Here is a 15706-nt window from a genome sequence, read left to right on the forward strand (position 1 = left end):
ACCATGAGCCAGTCCGTTGACAGCGACGTCAGTGGCGGCAGCGCCGTCCGTACGTTCATCCAGACCCACCGTGCCGCCTTCCTCGACGATCTCGCCGAGTGGCTGCGCATCCCGTCCGTATCGGCGCAGCCGGACCACGCGGACGACGTACGGCGCAGCGCGGACTGGCTCGCCGCCCAGCTCAAGGAGACCGGCTTCCCGACCGTCGAGGTGTGGGAGACGGCGGGCGCTCCCGCCGTCTTCGCCGAGTGGCCCTCCGGCGACCCGCAGGCCCCCACGGTCCTCGTCTACGGCCACCACGACGTGCAGCCTGCGGCCCGCGAGGACGGCTGGCACACCGAACCCTTCGAGCCCGTCGTCCAGGGCAACCGCCTCTACGCGCGCGGTGCCGCCGACGACAAGGGCCAGGTGTTCTTCCACACACTCGGCGTCCGCGCCCACCTCGCCGCCACCGGCCGCAGCGCCCCCGCGGTGAACCTGAAGCTCCTCGTCGAGGGCGAGGAGGAGTCGGGCTCCCCGCACTTCCGCGCGCTGATCGAGGAGCACAAGGAGCGCATCGCGGCGGACGCGGTGATCGTCTCGGACACCGGCATGTGGTCGGAGGACACCCCCACGGTCTGCACCGGCATGCGCGGCCTGGCCGACTGCGAGATCGAGCTGCGTGGACCCGACCAGGACATCCACTCCGGTTCCTTCGGCGGCGCCGTGCCGAACCCCGCGACCGCCGCCGCGCGCCTCGTCGCCGCGCTGCACGACGAGCACGCGCGCGTGGCCGTCCCGGGCTTCTACGAAGGCATCACCGAACTCACCGACCGGGAGCGCGAACTCTTCGCCGAGCTGCCCTTCGACGAGGAGAGCTGGCTGCGCACCGCCAAGTCGCACGCGACCCACGGAGAAGCGGGCCACACCACCCTGGAGCGCATCTGGGCCCGCCCCACCGCCGAGGTCAACGGCATCGGAGGCGGCTATCAAGGACCGGGCGGCAAGACGATCGTCCCGTCGTCCGCCTTCCTGAAGCTCTCCTTCCGGCTCGTCGCGGGCCAGGACCCGGACCGCGTCGAAGAGGCCGTGCGCACCTGGGTCGGCGAGCAGCTGCCGAACGGAATCAGCCACACGATCACCTTCGGCGCCGCCACCCGCCCGTGTCTGACGCCGCTCGACCACCCCGCCCTGCAGTCCGTCGTACGGGCGATGGGCAAGGCCTTCGAGCAGCCGATCCGCTTCACCCGCGAGGGCGGTTCGGGACCGGCGGCCGACCTCCAGGATGTACTCGCCGCCCCCGTGCTCTTCCTGGGCATCTCCGTGCCGTCCGACGGCTGGCACGCACCGAACGAGAAGGTCGAGCTCGATCTGCTCCTCAAGGGCGTCGAGACGACGGCCTACCTGTGGGGCGATCTCGCCGAGCACTGGCGCGGTGCACACTGAGCCGCGCCTTGACGACCTTGCCGCACCACCCATTCCATCGGGGGAGTTGGAAGCACCTGTGACCACCTGGACCGACCGCACCGCTGACCGTCCCGTCTCGCTCACCGCACCGAGCGGCATCGATCGCGCAGCCCACCACCGCCTCGACGAGGCCTGGCTCGCCGCCGCCTGGAGCCACCCCACGACACGGGTCTTCGTGGTCTCCGGCGGCCAGGTGCTCATCGACGAGACGCCCGAAGGCACCACCGAACTGGTGATGACGCCGACCTTCGAAGCGCCCCTCACCGAAGCCCACCGCTACTTCCTGGGCACGGACGACGACGGCGTCAGCTACTTCGCGCTGCAGAAGGACTCCCTGCCCGGCCGCATGGACCAGCAGGCGCGCCCGGCGGGCCTGCGCGAGGCGGGCCTCCTCCTGTCGCCCCGCGACGCGGGCCTGATGGTGCACGCCGTGGCCCTGGAGAACTGGCAGCGCCTGCACCGCTTCTGCTCGCGCTGCGGCGAGCGCACCGTCATCGCGGCGGCCGGCCACATCCGCCGCTGCCAGGCGTGCGGCGCCGAGCACTACCCGCGTACGGACCCGGCAGTGATCATGGCGGTCACGGACGACGAGGACCGCATCCTGCTCGGCCGCCAGGTGCACTGGCCCGAGGGCCGTTTCTCGACCCTCGCGGGCTTCGTGGAGCCCGGCGAGTCCATCGAGCAGTCCGTGCGCCGCGAGGTCTGGGAGGAGGCCGGTGTCGTGGTCGGTGACGTCGAGTACGTCGCCAGCCAGCCCTGGCCGTTCCCCTCCAGTCTCATGCTGGGCTTCATGGCGTCGGCGACCTCTTCGGAGATCAACGTCGACGGCGAGGAGATCGAGGAGGCTCGCTGGTTCTCCCGGGAGGACCTGCGGGCGGCGTTCGAGTCCGGGGAGGTTCTGCCGCCCTACGGGATCTCGATCGCGGCCCGGCTGATCGAACTCTGGTACGGAAAGCCGCTGCCGAAGCCGGGCAGCGTCGGCTGAGTCCCCGCCGCGCGCCGTAACGCACGCGTACGCGAGAAGACCCCCGCACCGTGAGGTGCGGGGGTCTTCTGTGCGGAGCGGGAGACTCAGGCGGCGATGGCCTGCTTCACCTGGGCGAGGCTCGGGTTCGTCATCACGGACTCGGTGCCCGCGTCGGAGATGACCAGCAGTGTCGGAACCGTCTGGTTCCCGCCGTTCGCCTTCTCCACAAAAGCCGCGGAATCCGGGTCGTGCTCAATGTTGATCTCGTTGTACGTGATGCCCTCGCGGTCCATCTGGCCCTTGAGCCGGCGGCAGTAGCCGCACCACGTGGTGCTGTACATCGTCACAGTGCCCGGCATGTGTCTCGCGCTCCTTTGTTGCTCGGGGTGCGTCATCGCAATGACCTGAACGTACGTGATGCGGCCACCATTCCCGCATTAGTACGACTGCGGGGGCATCCCTGTGGACAACCGGCTCATGCGCCTCCGGCGACCTGGCAGCATGGCGGGGTGACAGCAGCAACGCACTCCACCCTCTTCCCGCAGGTTCCGGACTCTGCCGACGCGGTGCTCGCCGGGCTCGACCCCGAGCAGCGCGAGGTGGCCACCGCCCTGCACGGGCCGGTGTGTGTCCTGGCGGGCGCGGGGACGGGCAAGACACGGGCGATCACGCACCGGATCGCCTATGGCGTGCGGGCCGGAATCCTCCAGCCCGCCAGCGTGCTCGCCGTCACGTTCACCAACCGCGCGGCGGGCGAGATGCGCGGCCGCCTGCGCCAGCTCGGCGCCTCCGGGGTCCAGGCGCGTACGTTCCACTCCGCCGCCCTGCGCCAGCTCCAGTTCTTCTGGCCGAAAGCAGTCGGTGGCCAGCTGCCGAGGATCGTCGACCGCAAGATCAAACTCGTCGCGGACGCGGCGGCCGCCTCCCGCATCCGCCTGGACCGCAATGAACTGCGTGACGTGACCAGCGAGATCGAGTGGTCCAAGGTCACCCAGACCGTCCCCGCCGACTATGCGGCCGCCGCCGCGAAGTCGGGCCGCCTGATCCCCCGGGACGCGGCGGAGATCGCCCAGATCTACGGCGCGTACGAAGACCTCAAGCGCGACCGCTCCGTCATCGACTTCGAGGACGTCCTGCTCCTGGCCGTCGGCATCCTCCAGGACCGCCACGACATCGCCGACCAGGTCCGCGCCCAGTACCAGCACTTCGTGGTCGACGAATATCAGGACGTCAGCCCGCTCCAGCAGCGCCTCCTGGAGCTCTGGCTCGGCGACCGCGACAGCCTCTGCGTCGTCGGCGACGCCAGCCAGACGATCTACTCCTTCACCGGCGCGACCCCCGACCACCTGCTGAACTTCCGCACCCGCCACCCCGGAGCGACGGTCGTCAAGCTCGTCCGGGACTACCGCTCCACGCCCCAGGTCGTCCACCTCGCCAACGGCCTGCTCTCCCAGGCCCGCGGACGCGCCGCCGACCACCGGCTCGAACTGATCTCCCAGCGCGACGCCGGAGCCGAACCGGTCTACATGGAGTACGCGGACGAGCCCGCCGAGGCCGAAGGCGCCGCCCGCCGCATCCGCGCCCTCATCGCCGACGGCGTCCCGGCCAGCGAGATCGCGATCCTCTTCCGCACGAACTCCCAGTCCGAGATCTACGAACAGGCCCTCGCCGACGCCGGTGTGCCCTACCAGCTGCGGGGCGCCGAGCGGTTCTTCGAGCGCACCGAGGTCCGTGAGGCGGGCGCGGCCCTGCGCGGCGCGGCCCGCTTCGGGGGCAACGACTCCCTGCTCGACGACGTCGTGGACCTGCCCTCGCAGGTGCGTGCCGTCCTTTCGACGAAGGGGTGGACGACGGAGCCGCCCGCCGGCTCCGGCGCCGCCCGTGACCGCTGGGAGTCCCTGGCGGCCCTGGTGCGCCTCGCCGAGGACTTCGAGCGGGCCAAGCCGGGGGCGACGCTCGCCGACCTGGTGGGGGAGCTCGACGAGCGCGCGAACGCCCAGCACGCCCCGACCGTCGAGGGCGTCACCCTCGCCTCGCTGCACGCGGCCAAGGGCCTGGAGTGGGACGCCGTCTTCCTGGTCGGCCTCGCCGAGGGCATGATGCCGATCACGTACGCCAAGACCGACGAGCAGATCGAGGAGGAGCGCCGCCTCCTGTACGTGGGGGTCACCCGGGCCCGTGTCCGGCTCTCCCTCTCGTGGGCGCTCTCCCGCTCTCCGGGCGGTCGCGCGGGGCGCCGCCCCAGCCGCTTCCTGGACGGGCTTCGCCCCGGTTCGGGGGCGGGCTCCGCGGCGCGCGCGGCGGGCGGCGGGCCCGGCGGCATCGAGCGCGGCTTCGGCAGCGGCGGCGAGGAGAGCGGCGGACCCAGGGGCCGCAGGCGGACGAGCAAGTCCCCGGCCCGGTGCCGGGTCTGCGGGCGGTCCCTGACCGACGCGGGCGAAATGAAACTCATGCGGTGCGAGGACTGCCCGTCCGACATGGACGAGGGGATCTACGAACGGCTGCGGGAGTGGCGTTCGGGCCAGGCGAAGGAGCTGGGACAGCCCGCGTACTGCGTGTTCACGGACAAGACTTTGATCGCCATCGCGGAGGCCGCACCCGACGAGGAGGGGGAGCTGGCCCGGATCCCTGGCGTCGGCGTGCGCAAGCTCAATCGCTACGGATCTGATGTCCTCGCCATTTGTGCAGGTGAGGACCGTGTAAGGGGCGCCGATGGCAACTGATTCAAACTCGTCGAAAAAATAGTTTGCGCATGCGCAAGGAAGACCCATAGGTTCTTAAGCACGGGAACGGCGGCTTCTCCGAAGCCCTCGCCTCGTGCTGTACTTAATAGTCCGCCCGCAGGATCGGTTCCGGCCGATCCCATAGACGCCGAGAGGAGGCGATTCCAGTGATCAGCATCAACGACAGCTTCGTCAGCACCGCCAAAATGACCGATCGCTCGGCCGTCGCTTCCTGCCTGCTCGGCTTCTCGAACGAGGGCACCGGTCTGTCCGGAGGCATCGCTGCTGCCGCCGCCGTCCGTCCGGAGTCCTCTGTCCTGCCGCTGACCCTCCCTCGCATCGCCCGCACCGCTCTCAACGGTCTTCCGATGCGCGAGGTCAATGAAGGCAGCGAGCGAGCGACCAAGGCACCGGCAGCAGTAGTGACGGCACAGGCGCAGGCCTATGCCTTTGCCGCCGCCGGTGCCGGAGCCAAGAAGCGCACGACCCAGCAGCAGACGCAGCACCACCACACGATGTGGGCCTTCCGTGGGCTCGAACCCTGGAGTGATCCAGTCTGATCCTCGATCAGACCGGCGCCTTCAGGGCCGCGGAACCCCACCCGGGATCCGCGGCCCTTTTGTTTTCCCGAAAACGGGATGACGGAGTGAAGGGGCCGAGCAAGACCCGGTACCAGCCGCCAACCGGCCGACCCAGGCCGGCACGACCAGACGAGGAAAACACCACCGTGCAACTCGAAGCGCACGCCCCGTCCGTACCGCCTTCAGAGACTCTCTCCCCGCCCGCTCCCACGGAGGACCCGACCTTGACTCCCCTCACCGCGCTCACCGCGCTCGACGACGCCATCGAGAACCTCGGCGTACCCGTCCCCTGCCGCGCCTACGACCCCGAGGTTTTCTTCGCCGAGTCGCCGGCCGACGTCGAGTACGCCAAGTCCCTCTGCCGTACCTGCCCGCTGATGGAGGCCTGCCTCGCCGGCGCCAAGGAGCGGCGTGAGCCGTGGGGCGTCTGGGGCGGCGAGCTCTTCGTCCAGGGTGTCGTCGTCGCCCGCAAGCGGCCGCGTGGCCGTCCGCGCAAGAACCCGGTTGTTGCCGCATGAACGCCATCGGAACGATCGATCGCCCCCTGACGCACGACCCCAAGAAGCAGGCCCCGATGAAGGCAGCCACCGCCGAGCCCGCAGGCTCCGCCACCCCGGACTTCTCCACCACCGGCGCGAACGACTCGCGCCAGAACAGGACCCGCGAAATGCAACTCATCCCAGAAGCCCTGGCGCGTGCGCATATGCACGAACGCATGCTGGAAGCCGAGGCTCAGCGTCCGGCCGCCCGCCTGATGGCGGCTCGCCGGATGCAGCGCCGCGCCGAGCGCGCGTCGCTGCGCGCCAAGCGCGCGCTCGCCTTGGCCGTCATGCAGTGACGAACCGACGCACTGCCTGAGGCACACCACGAAGCCCGCGGGGGCCGGTCCGAACGGACCGGCCCCCGCGGTGCGTTGTGCCGGGCGAACCTCCGCGCGCGGCGATAGGGTCGTCGGGTGGACCAGCAGAATCCCCAGCCCGCTGACGCCGGGAATCTCGTGTGCTCCCGCTGCGGCACGGTGGCCGAAGGCGCGCCGCTCACCTGGACCTGCTCCGTGGAGAACGGCGCCCATCGCTACTTCTGCGACACCTGCGCCCGCGAGAACCTCAGGGCCATCGAGGGGCGGCTCGACTCACCCTGGTGGTGAGGGCGGGCCACGCTTCTCAGGCGCCGGCCGCCGGGTCGTCCGCCTCCTGCTCTTCCTGCTCCTGCGGCTCCTCCTCCACGAAGCCCGGCAGCCACTCCTCGAGTTCGTCCCGCATCCGGACCGTCGCCCCGAGCTGACACAGCACCCCGATCGTGCTCAACGTCACACGGTGGATCAGCAGATACGACGGCGGGAGGTTCAGCCGCTTGCCCAATTGGTAGGCGGGGGAGCGGGGATCGGCCACCCGCGCCGCCTGCCCGCGTATCCAGCCGCGGGTGAAGGTGAACTCCTCCACCAGCATGGGCTCGATGATCGGCAGCAGATAGTCGAGGACCGCGTCCGGGTCGAGCTCCACGGAATCCTGGACGAAGCCCTCCTCGCACAACATCGCGTAGACCGCGTCGGCCTCGCCGTCGAGCGTCATCCGCAGGGAGCGGCCGATGGTCGGGGGCAGTCCGCCGGGCAGCCGGTCCACCGTGCCGAAGTCGAGGACCCCGAGCCGGAGGCCGCCCTTCTCGTCGGGCAGCAGCCGGAAGTTGCCCGGATGCGGGTCGGCGTGCAGCAGTCCGGTGCGCGCCGGTCCCGAGAAGAGGAAACGGGCAAGGAGCTGTCCCGCCCGGTCCCGCTGCTCCTGGGTGCCGTCGGCGATCACGTCCGACAGCGGTATCCCGTCGACCCACTCGGTCACCAGGACCTGCTCGCCCTGGTGCACCACGTCCGGCACCAGGACATCCGGATCGTCCGCGAACTCCTCGGCGTGCGCGTGCTGCGCCTCGGCCTCCAGGCTGTAGTCGAGTTCCTCGGAGACCCGGTCGCGCAGCTCCGCGATGAGCGGCTTGATGTCCATCCCCGGAACCAGCGGCCCCAGGAGCCGGGCGAACCGGCTGAGCTGGTTCAGGTCGGAGAGCAGTGCCTCGCCCGCCCCCGGATACTGCACCTTGACCGCGACCTCGCGCCCGTCCGCCCACACCGCCCGGTGGACCTGGCCGATCGACGCCGCTGCGGCAGGCTTGTCCTCGAACTCCAGGAACAGCTCGCGCCAGTCGTCGCCGAGCCGCTCGGCAAGGACGGCGTGCACGGTGCGGGTCGGCATCGGCGGCGCCGCTTCCTGCAGCTTCGTCAGCGCGGCGCGATAGGGCCCGGCGACCTCTTCGGGAAGCGCCGACTCGAAGACCGACAGGGCCTGGCCGAACTTCATGGCTCCGCCCTTGAGCTCGCCGAGCACCTTGAACAGCTGATCCGCAGTGCGCTGCTGCAGCTCACGGCCCACGATCTCCGCCGACTTGCCCCCGATCCGCTTGCCGAGCCCCCAGGTCGCCCGCCCGGCGAAGCCGAGTGGCAGCGCGGCCAGTTTGGCGGTACGGGTTACCGCCTTCCGGGGAAGATCAGACATGCGCCCCTCCAAGTCCCAGACAGCCACGCCTCAACAGGCGGTTACCCGACCATTGTGTCGTGCGGCTCTTTGTCCCCGGCGGGGTGTTCCCCCTTATCCACCACACCCGCCCCGCACGGGCACGCGAGATGCGGTGGCACCGGCCGTGCATGCCAGTCGAGTCCCGGCACGGACGCCTCCCAGCGGACTCCCGCGCTCGCCGGCGCCGCCCCGTCAAGCCCGTCCAGAAAGGCCAGGGCATGCGCCGCGGCAAGGCCGGCAACGGTGGTCGAAAGGGCCAGGTCGCACGCGGTGACATGACGCGCGCGTCCCGAACGCCACTGCGCCAGCATGCGCGGCCAGGTGGGATCCCGCTCCGCACGCCCGAGCGCGATACAGCCCGCGCAGGCCGTCGCCCCCGGGAGGACGAGCGGCCCCACCACTCCGGTTCCCTCGATCACCCCGGCATAAAGATGCGGTGTCCCCGACGCGACGAGCGGCTCGGCGGTCAGCGGGTCGGGGGCGTGTGCGTCGAGCCCGTCCCGCGGGGCGATGATCACGAGGGAGAGCGCAGGCTCCCCTTCTCCCACCGCTCCCGCTTCTCCCCCTACCCCCGTCGCCCCCGCGTCTCCCGCCGCCCCCGCTGCCCTCCGGACCCGGCGGGGCGGACGGTCCGGGGCCCACTGCCGCACCGCCTGTCGCGCCGCCGCGTCCCTGCGGCTGCCGATCGCGTCGGTGGGCAGGCCGCCCGGCGCCACGTCCCGGGGCTCGACGACTCCTCCCTCCATCACGTCCACCTGCCCGACTCCCGCCCCGGACAGAACCGAGGCCACCACCGCACCCACCCGTCCCGCGCCCCGGACCCTCACCCGCATCGCGCGGCGCGCCGCCAGCTTCCGCATCCCCTCGCCGGGCCCGGCGGTCACGACCGACAGGGAAGCCAGATCCGGGCGCAGCCGGTCCATGGCCAGATCCCGCTTGCGCAGCGCGTCGGCCGCCGCGCCGCCGCCCGTCGCGTCGTCGAGGAGACCGGCCGCGGAAAGCCGCCGCACGAGCTTGTCCACGTGACCGTCGGGCAGGCCCATCCGCTTGCCCTCCTCGCGCAGCAGCGGCAGCCCGCGTGTCCCGTCCAGAAGCTGGAGAAAGCTGCCCGTCGCCGTATCCACTGGTCCGAGCGTCAGGGCGTGAGCGGGCGCCACGCCGAACTGGATGGTGTTCAGATCGCGCCAGCCGCGCCGCAGCGCCGGCTTCAACATCGGATGCATGGTCGTCCCCCCGTGGTCATCCGGCGCTGCCCGTCCCCGCCCGCATCGCCGGTCGACAGCCAGGATGCCCGTCCCGGTCGAAGGCCGCCGAGCGTTGTCCACAGGCATGGGGTATTCGTCGTACTAATCGATCGCACGGGGAGCGATACCCCGCCGAACCGTCCCGGAGGCGGGACTTCCCCCACACCCAGCGGGTAACGTCGGGGCGTGCCCGCCGACCCACTGCACCGCGCCGGAAACCCACAGCGCAGCATGACCAGCCCGCCGCCACCCGGCTCCGGGGTGAGCGCGGTCGAGGTCAGACGAAGCGCCCGCCGCCGCAGAACGGTCTCCGCGTACCGAGAGGGCGATCGCACCGTCGTGCTCATCCCCGCCCGCATGTCCGAGGCCGAGGAACAGCGCTGGGTCAACGTCATGCTCGACAAGCTCGCGGCCCAGGAGAGCAAGCGGGTCCTGGGCGACGCAGAGCTCTCCGAGCGGGCCGAGCGCCTCTCCGAGCAGTACTTCGACGGCCGGGCCAGGCCCACGTCCGTTCGCTGGGTCACGAACCAGAACACCCGGTGGGGATCGTGCACCCCCTCGGAGGGCAGCATCCGGCTTTCGCACCGGCTACAGGGCATGCCCGAGTACGTCGTGGACTACGTCCTCGTCCACGAACTCGCGCATCTCCTCGTGCCCGGACACGGGTCCGACTTCTGGCGGCTCCTCGAGGCCTACCCCCGCACGGAGCGGGCCCGCGGTTATCTCGAAGGGGTGGTCGCGGCCGACCGGCTGCCCCATCTGCCCGCCGCTCGCGACGAGTGAACTTCCGCCGTTCTCGGAGGTTGTGTACCGGCTCTGTACCGGCTTGGTCCGCTGTCGGACTTTGCGGTTAGCCTGGCGCGACGCATTTACATTCGGGATGGGGGACGGTCGTTACGTATGGCCAGGGAATTCCAACGCGGCCACAAGGCCAAGATCAGTGACCTCACCGCGGGCACCGATCTGTACGTAGGCGTGCAGATCTCCGCCCCCGGACTGAGCTTCGACATCAGTTGCTTCGGCCTGGACGCGGACGAGCGCCTCTCGGACGACAGTTACTTCATCTTCTTCAACCAGCCGAAGTCGCCAGAGGAGTCCATCCAGCTCCTGGGCGCGCAGGCCGGTGACACGGAGTCCTTCCGGGTCACGCTCGACCGCATCCCGGCGAAGATCCAGAAGTTGTCGTTCACCGCGACGATCGACGGCGCCGGACAGATGTCGCAGGTCGCCCCCGGGTACATCCGGATCGTCGCGGGCGGCGAGGAAGTCGCCCGCTACTCCTTCAACGGCGCGGAGTTCTCCACGGAGCGTGCCGTGATGCTGGGCGACTTCTACATGAAGGACGTCTGGCGGTTCGCCGCGATCGGCCAGGGCTTCGACGGCGGTCTCGACGCGCTCCTGAGGAACTTCGGCGGCGAGGTCGCCGAGGAGGAGCCCGCACCGCAGGCACCCCCGGCCACCGGCGCCCCGTCCTTCGCGCCGCCGGCCCAGGCCGCCGCGCCGCCCGCGTTCGGCGCCCCGGCGGGCCCCGCGCAGACCCCGGCTCCGGCACCCGCGCCCGCTCCGGCCCCCGCGCCCACCCCTGCTCCGGCCCAGAACTTCGCGCCGCCGCAGGGTGCCGCTCCGCCGCCTGCCCCGGCCCCGGTCGACCCCTCCGTGCACGCGGCGCAGACCATCGTGGCCCCGATGAACCAGCCGCCGGGCGGCACGATCCCGCCCCCGCCGCCCGAGCCCTACGGGCAGCCGAAGCCGCACTACGCCCAGGTGCCCGGCCAGTCGGCGCCCCCGCCGCCCGGTTACGGCCAGCAGCCCGGCGCTCCGATGCCCCCCGGCTACGGCCAGCAGCCCCCCGGCCAGTTCCCCGGTCAGCCCGCGGCCCCGCAGGGCGCCGCCCCGCAAGGAGCAGCCCCGCAGGGCGCCGGTGTGTCCGCCGCCCTCCAGAAGTACCGCGAGGCACCCACCGGGCAGCGCTGGACGCAGCAGAACGAGAAGCTGGTCCGCGTCGACCTCGGCGTCAGCGAGCAGGCCGTACTCGCCCGGCAGGGCAGCATGGTGCTCTACCAGGGCAAGGTCGAATTCAGCTACAAGGGCGCGGGCTTCGCGGGCCGCGTCGTGGGCAACGCGACCGGCCAGGAGATGCAGCTGATGCGCTGCTCCGGCCGCGGTCAGGTCTTCCTCGCCGAGGAAGCCACCCACCTGCACCCCATCGAGCTCCAGGGCGACGCGATCTGTGTCTCCGCGGAGAACGTCCTCGCCTTCGACGAGTCGCTCCAGCACGAGGTGCGCAGGATCGAGGGCCACGGCATCCCCGGTGGCGCGCTCTTCGTGATGCAGTTCCAGGGCACCGGCACGGTCATCGTCAAGACGCACGGCGTGCCCGTCGTCCTGCCCGTCACGCCGACGACGTTCGCTGACTGCCACGCCGTGGTCGCGTGGTCGGCGGCGGCCCAGGCGATCGTCTCCAGCCAGGTGCGGCTGCGCAGCAACGCGTACGCCGGTTCCACGGGGGAGAGCGTGAACCTCCAGTTCCGGGGCGCGCCCGGAAACTTCATCATCGTCCAGCCGTTCGAGGTCTGAGGGAGCCCGTCATGAATCAGCAACTCGCGGGCTTTGCCCCGGCGCCTGTCGCCGCCCGCATGGAGAACCACGGCCACCACATGCTCAAGGTGGCGATGCAGACCGGAAACGACCTCCTCGCGCGCGTGGGCTCGATGGTCGCCTACGAAGGCTTCGTGCAGTACGAGCCCAATCCGCCCGCCGTCCGCCAGGTCGCGCGGGAGTGGATGACCGGCGAGGGCGCACCTCTGATGAAGTGCTCCGGAGACGGCCTGCTCTATCTCGCCGACTACGGAGCCGATGTCGTCGTCATCAACCTCGCGGGCGACTCGCTCTCGGTGAACGGCACGAACCTCCTGGCCTTCGACACGTCCCTCCAGTGGGGCGTGGAGCGCGTCAAGGGCATGGCCAAGTTCGCGGGCCAGGGCCTGTGGAACGTCAAGATCTCCGGCCAGGGATGGGTGGCGCTGACCTCCCGCGGCACCCCGATCGTCGTCGACTGCGGCCGCGGCGAGGACGAGACCTACGTCGACCCGGACGCCCTGATCGCCTGGTCCCCGAACCTCAAGGTGAAGGGCAAGCGCAGCTTCAAGGCCGGTTCGCTCATCGGGCGCGGCAGCGGCGAGGCCTACCAGATGGGCTTCTCCGGAGAGGGCATCGTCGTCGTACAGCCCAGCGAGGACAGCACCGACCGTCTCCGAGCCCGGGGCTGAGGGGGAGCAACACACCATGCAGAGCCCACTTTTCGCGCACACCGAGCAGCAGACTCAGGAGCGCTACACCGTCCAGAACCCGCAGCTGCTGCGGATCGCCCTCGAGGGCCACGACGACATCCTGGCCCGCAAGGGCGCCATGGTCGCCTACCAGGGGCTCATGGAGTTCGACGCGGAGTACCAGAGCCAGGGCAACCAGCGGGCCCGCGCGCACACCGGCGAGGGCCTGGACCTGATGCGCTGCCACGGCCAGGGCACGGTCTATCTCGCGAACCTCGCCCAGTACATCCACGTGGTGGACGTGGACCAGGACGGTCTGACCGTGGACAGCAGCTATGTCCTCGCGCTCGACTCGTCGCTGACCCACCAGGTCATCGCCGTGGACAGCCAGTACGGCATCTCCGGCTCCGGCAAGTACCAGCTCAACATCACGGGCCGCGGCAAGGTCGCCCTGATGACCTCGGGCCAGCCGCTGATGCTCCAGGTCACGCCGGACCGGTACGTGAACGCCGACGCCGACGCGATCGTCGCCTGGACCAACGGACTGCGGGTCCAGATGCAGGCCCAGACGCACTCGTCGGGCGTGTGGCGGCGCCGCGGCAACACCGGTGAGGGCTGGGAGCTCAGCTTCATGGGCCAGGGCTACGCCATCGTCCAGCCCAGCGAGATGCTGCCGCCGCAGAACGCGGTCATCGGGCAGGGCGCCAGGGCGCAGTACGGCATGGGCCAGCAGGGCGCCCGGGGGCAGAACCAGGGGAACGTCTGGAGCTGAACCCTCTCCGGGCGGGATGAACCAGAAGGGGCGCGGGGAATCTGCGGGCCGGTTGTGGCTGGTCGCGCAGTTCCCCGCGCCCCTTTCAGGGGCCCGTCCTACAGCCGCGCCCTTGTCGCCTCGACCAGGCGTACCACCGACGTGTCGGCGACATCCGCCACCTCGTCGTAGGCGAACCAGCGCAGGTCCAGGGACTCGTCGCTGATCGCTTCGGTCGCTCCGGAAGGGGCCAGCGCGGCGTACTGCACGTCGAGGTGCTGGGTGCAGGGCCCCGGGATCGGGTGGCGGTCCAGGCGGACGGGACCGCCCGCGAGAAGGGTCAGGCCCGGCACCCCGGACTCCTCGGTGGCCTCACGCAGCGCCGCCGCGGCCAGCGTCGGGTCGCCGGGCTCGCAATGGCCGCCCATCTGGAGCCACATCCGCAGCTTCTTGTGCAGGGTGAGCAGCACGCGCCCGCGCTCCGGGTCGATGACCAGCGCACTCGCCGTCACGTGACCATCCGTGCAGGCCTTCCACATGCCGTCGTCCGGATGGGCCGCGAGGTGGTCGAGGTAGTACTGACGCAGGTCTTCCTGGTCCTCGTAGCCCTTCAGCACGAGGACGGCGTCGTCGTACAGATTCACTTGCCGTCGTCGCCCTCTTCGTCGTCCTTGTCGCCGGCGTCGTCCTTCTTGAGGTCCGGCTTCGCGGTGCCGCCGCCCGCCGCCTCGCCGAGCATCTTGTCGAGCTCGGAGAAGTCCAGCTGCTCGTGGTGCACGAAGCCGTCGGGGTCGTCCAGGTCCGAGGCCGTCGGCAGCATGTCCGGGTGCGCCCACAGGCCGTCCCGGCCGTCCACGCCGCGCGCGTCCGTGAGCGAGGCCCACAGGCGCGAGGCGTCCCGCAGCCGGCGCGGACGCAGCTCCAGGCCGATGAGCGTGGCGAAGGTCTGCTCCGCGGGGCCGCCCGTCGCACGGCGGCGACGCAGCGTCTCGCGCAGGGCGTCTGCGGACGACAGGCGGGGCTTGGCCGCCGCGTGCACGACCGCGTCCACCCAGCCCTCGACGAGCGCGAGAGCCGTCTCCAGGCGGGCCAGAGCGGCCTTCTGCTCGGGGGTGTCCTCCGGCTGGAACATGCCCTGCTGGAGTGCTTCCTGAAGCTGCTCGGGATTCTGCGGGTCGAGCTGGCCGACCACGTCCTCCAGCTTGGCCGTGTCGACCTTGATGCCGCGCGCATAGCCCTCGACCGCGCCGAACAGATGCGAGCGCAGCCACGGCACGTGGGCGAAGAGCCGCTGGTGGGCGGCCTCGCGCAGCGCCAGATACAGCCGGACTTCTTCCTGGGGGACGCCCAGGTCCTTGCCGAAGGCCTCCACGTTCACCGGGAGGAGGGCGGCCTTGCCGGACGGGCCGAGCGGCAGGCCGATGTCGGTGGAGCCGACGACCTCGCCCGCGAGCACGCCCACGGCCTGGCCGATCTGCTGGCCGAACATGGCGCCGCCCATGGAGCGCATCATCCCGATCAGCGGGCCCGCCATGGCCTGCATCTCCTCGGGCAGCACGTCACCCATGGCCAGGCCGACGCGCTCGGCGACCGGGTCGACCAGCTCCTTCCACACCGGAAGGGTCGCCTCGACCCACTCGGCGCGGCTCCAGGCCACGGCCACGCCCGAGCCGGACGGCAGCGACGTCGCGTCGTCGAGCCACAGGTCGGCCAGGCGCACGGCCTCCTCGACCGCGCCGCGCTCCGCGGGGCCGACGCTGGCGTCCTTGGTGCCGTCCGACGTCCCCTGGGAGACCGTCTGGCGGGCGATGTCCTTGGCCATGTCCCAGTTCACCGGGCCGCCCTCGTACGAGAGCATCTGGCCCAGCTGCTGGAAGGCCGCGCCCAGGTCGTTCGGGTTCATCGAGCCGAACATCGCTGCGAACGGATTGTCGCCGCCCGGCCCGCCAGCGCCGGGCAGGCCGCCGAAGCCGAACGGGTTCCCAGGGCCGCCCGCACCCTGTCCCCCTCCGGGGCTGTCCTTCTTCTTGCCCTCGTCGCCGTTCTCCGGCTCCTCCGGCGGAAGGCCGAATCCGAATGGGGTGTCACTCACGGGATTCCTCGGCTCGTCAGGCCGCCGGTACTGTTCCGGCGGCGGCTGCCTTACAACACCACCCAGCGTAGA

General features: G+C 71.0%; 16 protein-coding genes. 11 read left to right on the forward strand and 5 right to left on the reverse strand.

Going from position 1 to position 15706, the window contains the following annotated elements:
* The first annotated feature begins 3 nt into the window (after positions 1-3).
* Together ABZ906_RS25700 and nudC are read left to right on the forward strand one after the other, a co-directional pair.
* The gene (locus ABZ906_RS25700) at positions 4-1425 is read left to right on the forward strand and encodes a dipeptidase (protein WP_361386333.1); all 1422 of its coding nucleotides are present in this window, start codon (positions 4-6) and stop codon (positions 1423-1425) included.
* A 58-nt stretch (positions 1426-1483) separates the two neighbouring features.
* The gene (gene nudC / locus ABZ906_RS25705; protein WP_361181667.1) at positions 1484-2431 is read left to right on the forward strand and encodes an NAD(+) diphosphatase; all 948 of its coding nucleotides are present in this window, start codon (positions 1484-1486) and stop codon (positions 2429-2431) included.
* Positions 2432-2517: 86 nt separating this feature from the next.
* Here nudC and ABZ906_RS25710 read toward each other — a convergent pair whose 3' ends face one another.
* Positions 2518-2772, reverse strand: coding sequence for a glutaredoxin domain-containing protein (locus ABZ906_RS25710; RefSeq protein ID WP_361181665.1), 255 nt, complete (start codon positions 2770-2772; stop codon positions 2518-2520).
* Between the two features lie 87 nt (positions 2773-2859).
* On the opposite strand from ABZ906_RS25710, the gene ABZ906_RS25715 reads away from it, so the two are divergent.
* The 5 genes from ABZ906_RS25715 to ABZ906_RS25735 all read left to right on the forward strand — a co-directional run bounded on the left by ABZ906_RS25715 (position 2860) and on the right by ABZ906_RS25735 (position 6864).
* Positions 2860-5136 (forward strand): ATP-dependent DNA helicase UvrD2, encoded by a 2277-nt coding sequence (locus ABZ906_RS25715; protein ID WP_361386800.1) that lies wholly within the window; start codon positions 2860-2862, stop codon positions 5134-5136.
* Positions 5137-5303: 167 nt separating this feature from the next.
* Positions 5304-5696, forward strand: coding sequence for a hypothetical protein (locus tag ABZ906_RS25720; RefSeq protein WP_361181663.1), 393 nt, complete (start codon positions 5304-5306; stop codon positions 5694-5696).
* A gap of 167 nt (positions 5697-5863) precedes the next feature.
* Complete coding sequence (locus ABZ906_RS25725; RefSeq protein ID WP_361181661.1) at positions 5864-6235, forward strand: WhiB family transcriptional regulator; 372 nt, start codon at positions 5864-5866, stop codon at positions 6233-6235.
* Positions 6232-6555, forward strand: coding sequence for a hypothetical protein (locus tag ABZ906_RS25730; RefSeq protein ID WP_361181659.1), 324 nt, complete (start codon positions 6232-6234; stop codon positions 6553-6555). Before ABZ906_RS25725 ends, ABZ906_RS25730 begins: the two co-directional genes overlap by 4 nt.
* Before the next feature lie 117 nt (positions 6556-6672).
* A complete protein-coding gene (locus tag ABZ906_RS25735) occupies positions 6673-6864 on the forward strand; it encodes a hypothetical protein (RefSeq protein ID WP_361181657.1) in 192 nt (63 codons plus the stop codon).
* Between the two features lie 16 nt (positions 6865-6880).
* Here the strand turns inward: ABZ906_RS25735 and ABZ906_RS25740 are convergent, their stop codons facing one another.
* Positions 6881-8257: an AarF/ABC1/UbiB kinase family protein gene (locus ABZ906_RS25740; protein WP_361386336.1), complete on the reverse strand. Its 1377-nt coding sequence runs from the start codon at positions 8255-8257 to the stop codon at positions 6881-6883.
* 41 nt (positions 8258-8298) lie between these two features.
* Positions 8299-9501: a ThiF family adenylyltransferase gene (locus tag ABZ906_RS25745; protein WP_361386339.1), complete on the reverse strand. Its 1203-nt coding sequence runs from the start codon at positions 9499-9501 to the stop codon at positions 8299-8301.
* Between the two features lie 207 nt (positions 9502-9708).
* Here ABZ906_RS25745 and ABZ906_RS25750 point away from each other — a divergent pair, with 207 nt between their 5' ends.
* From ABZ906_RS25750 to ABZ906_RS25765, 4 genes are all read left to right on the forward strand, one after another.
* A complete protein-coding gene (locus tag ABZ906_RS25750) occupies positions 9709-10305 on the forward strand; it encodes a M48 family metallopeptidase (RefSeq protein WP_361181651.1) in 597 nt (198 codons plus the stop codon).
* Positions 10306-10422: 117 nt separating this feature from the next.
* Positions 10423-12099: a TerD family protein gene (locus tag ABZ906_RS25755; RefSeq protein WP_361386342.1), complete on the forward strand. Its 1677-nt coding sequence runs from the start codon at positions 10423-10425 to the stop codon at positions 12097-12099.
* A gap of 11 nt (positions 12100-12110) precedes the next feature.
* Positions 12111-12791: an AIM24 family protein gene (locus tag ABZ906_RS25760; RefSeq protein ID WP_361181647.1), complete on the forward strand. Its 681-nt coding sequence runs from the start codon at positions 12111-12113 to the stop codon at positions 12789-12791.
* 16 nt (positions 12792-12807) lie between these two features.
* On the forward strand, positions 12808-13563 hold the full coding sequence (locus ABZ906_RS25765; RefSeq protein ID WP_361386345.1) for an AIM24 family protein: 756 nt from the start codon (positions 12808-12810) through the stop codon (positions 13561-13563).
* A gap of 98 nt (positions 13564-13661) precedes the next feature.
* On the opposite strand, the gene ABZ906_RS25770 is transcribed toward ABZ906_RS25765, so the two are convergent.
* Together ABZ906_RS25770 and ABZ906_RS25775 are read right to left on the reverse strand one after the other, a co-directional pair.
* Positions 13662-14186 carry an NUDIX hydrolase gene (locus tag ABZ906_RS25770; protein WP_361386347.1) on the reverse strand — a complete coding sequence of 175 codons (525 nt, stop codon included), beginning with the start codon at positions 14184-14186 and terminating at the stop codon, positions 13662-13664.
* Positions 14183-15634, reverse strand: a complete 1452-nt coding sequence (locus ABZ906_RS25775; RefSeq protein WP_361386350.1) for a zinc-dependent metalloprotease — start codon at positions 15632-15634, stop codon at positions 14183-14185. The genes ABZ906_RS25770 and ABZ906_RS25775 overlap by 4 nt, the downstream gene beginning before the upstream one ends.
* Positions 15635-15706: the final 72 nt, after the last annotated feature.

The sequence above is a fragment of the Streptomyces sp. NPDC046925 genome (assembly GCF_040644915.1).
GTDB lineage: Bacteria > Actinomycetota > Actinomycetes > Streptomycetales > Streptomycetaceae > Streptomyces.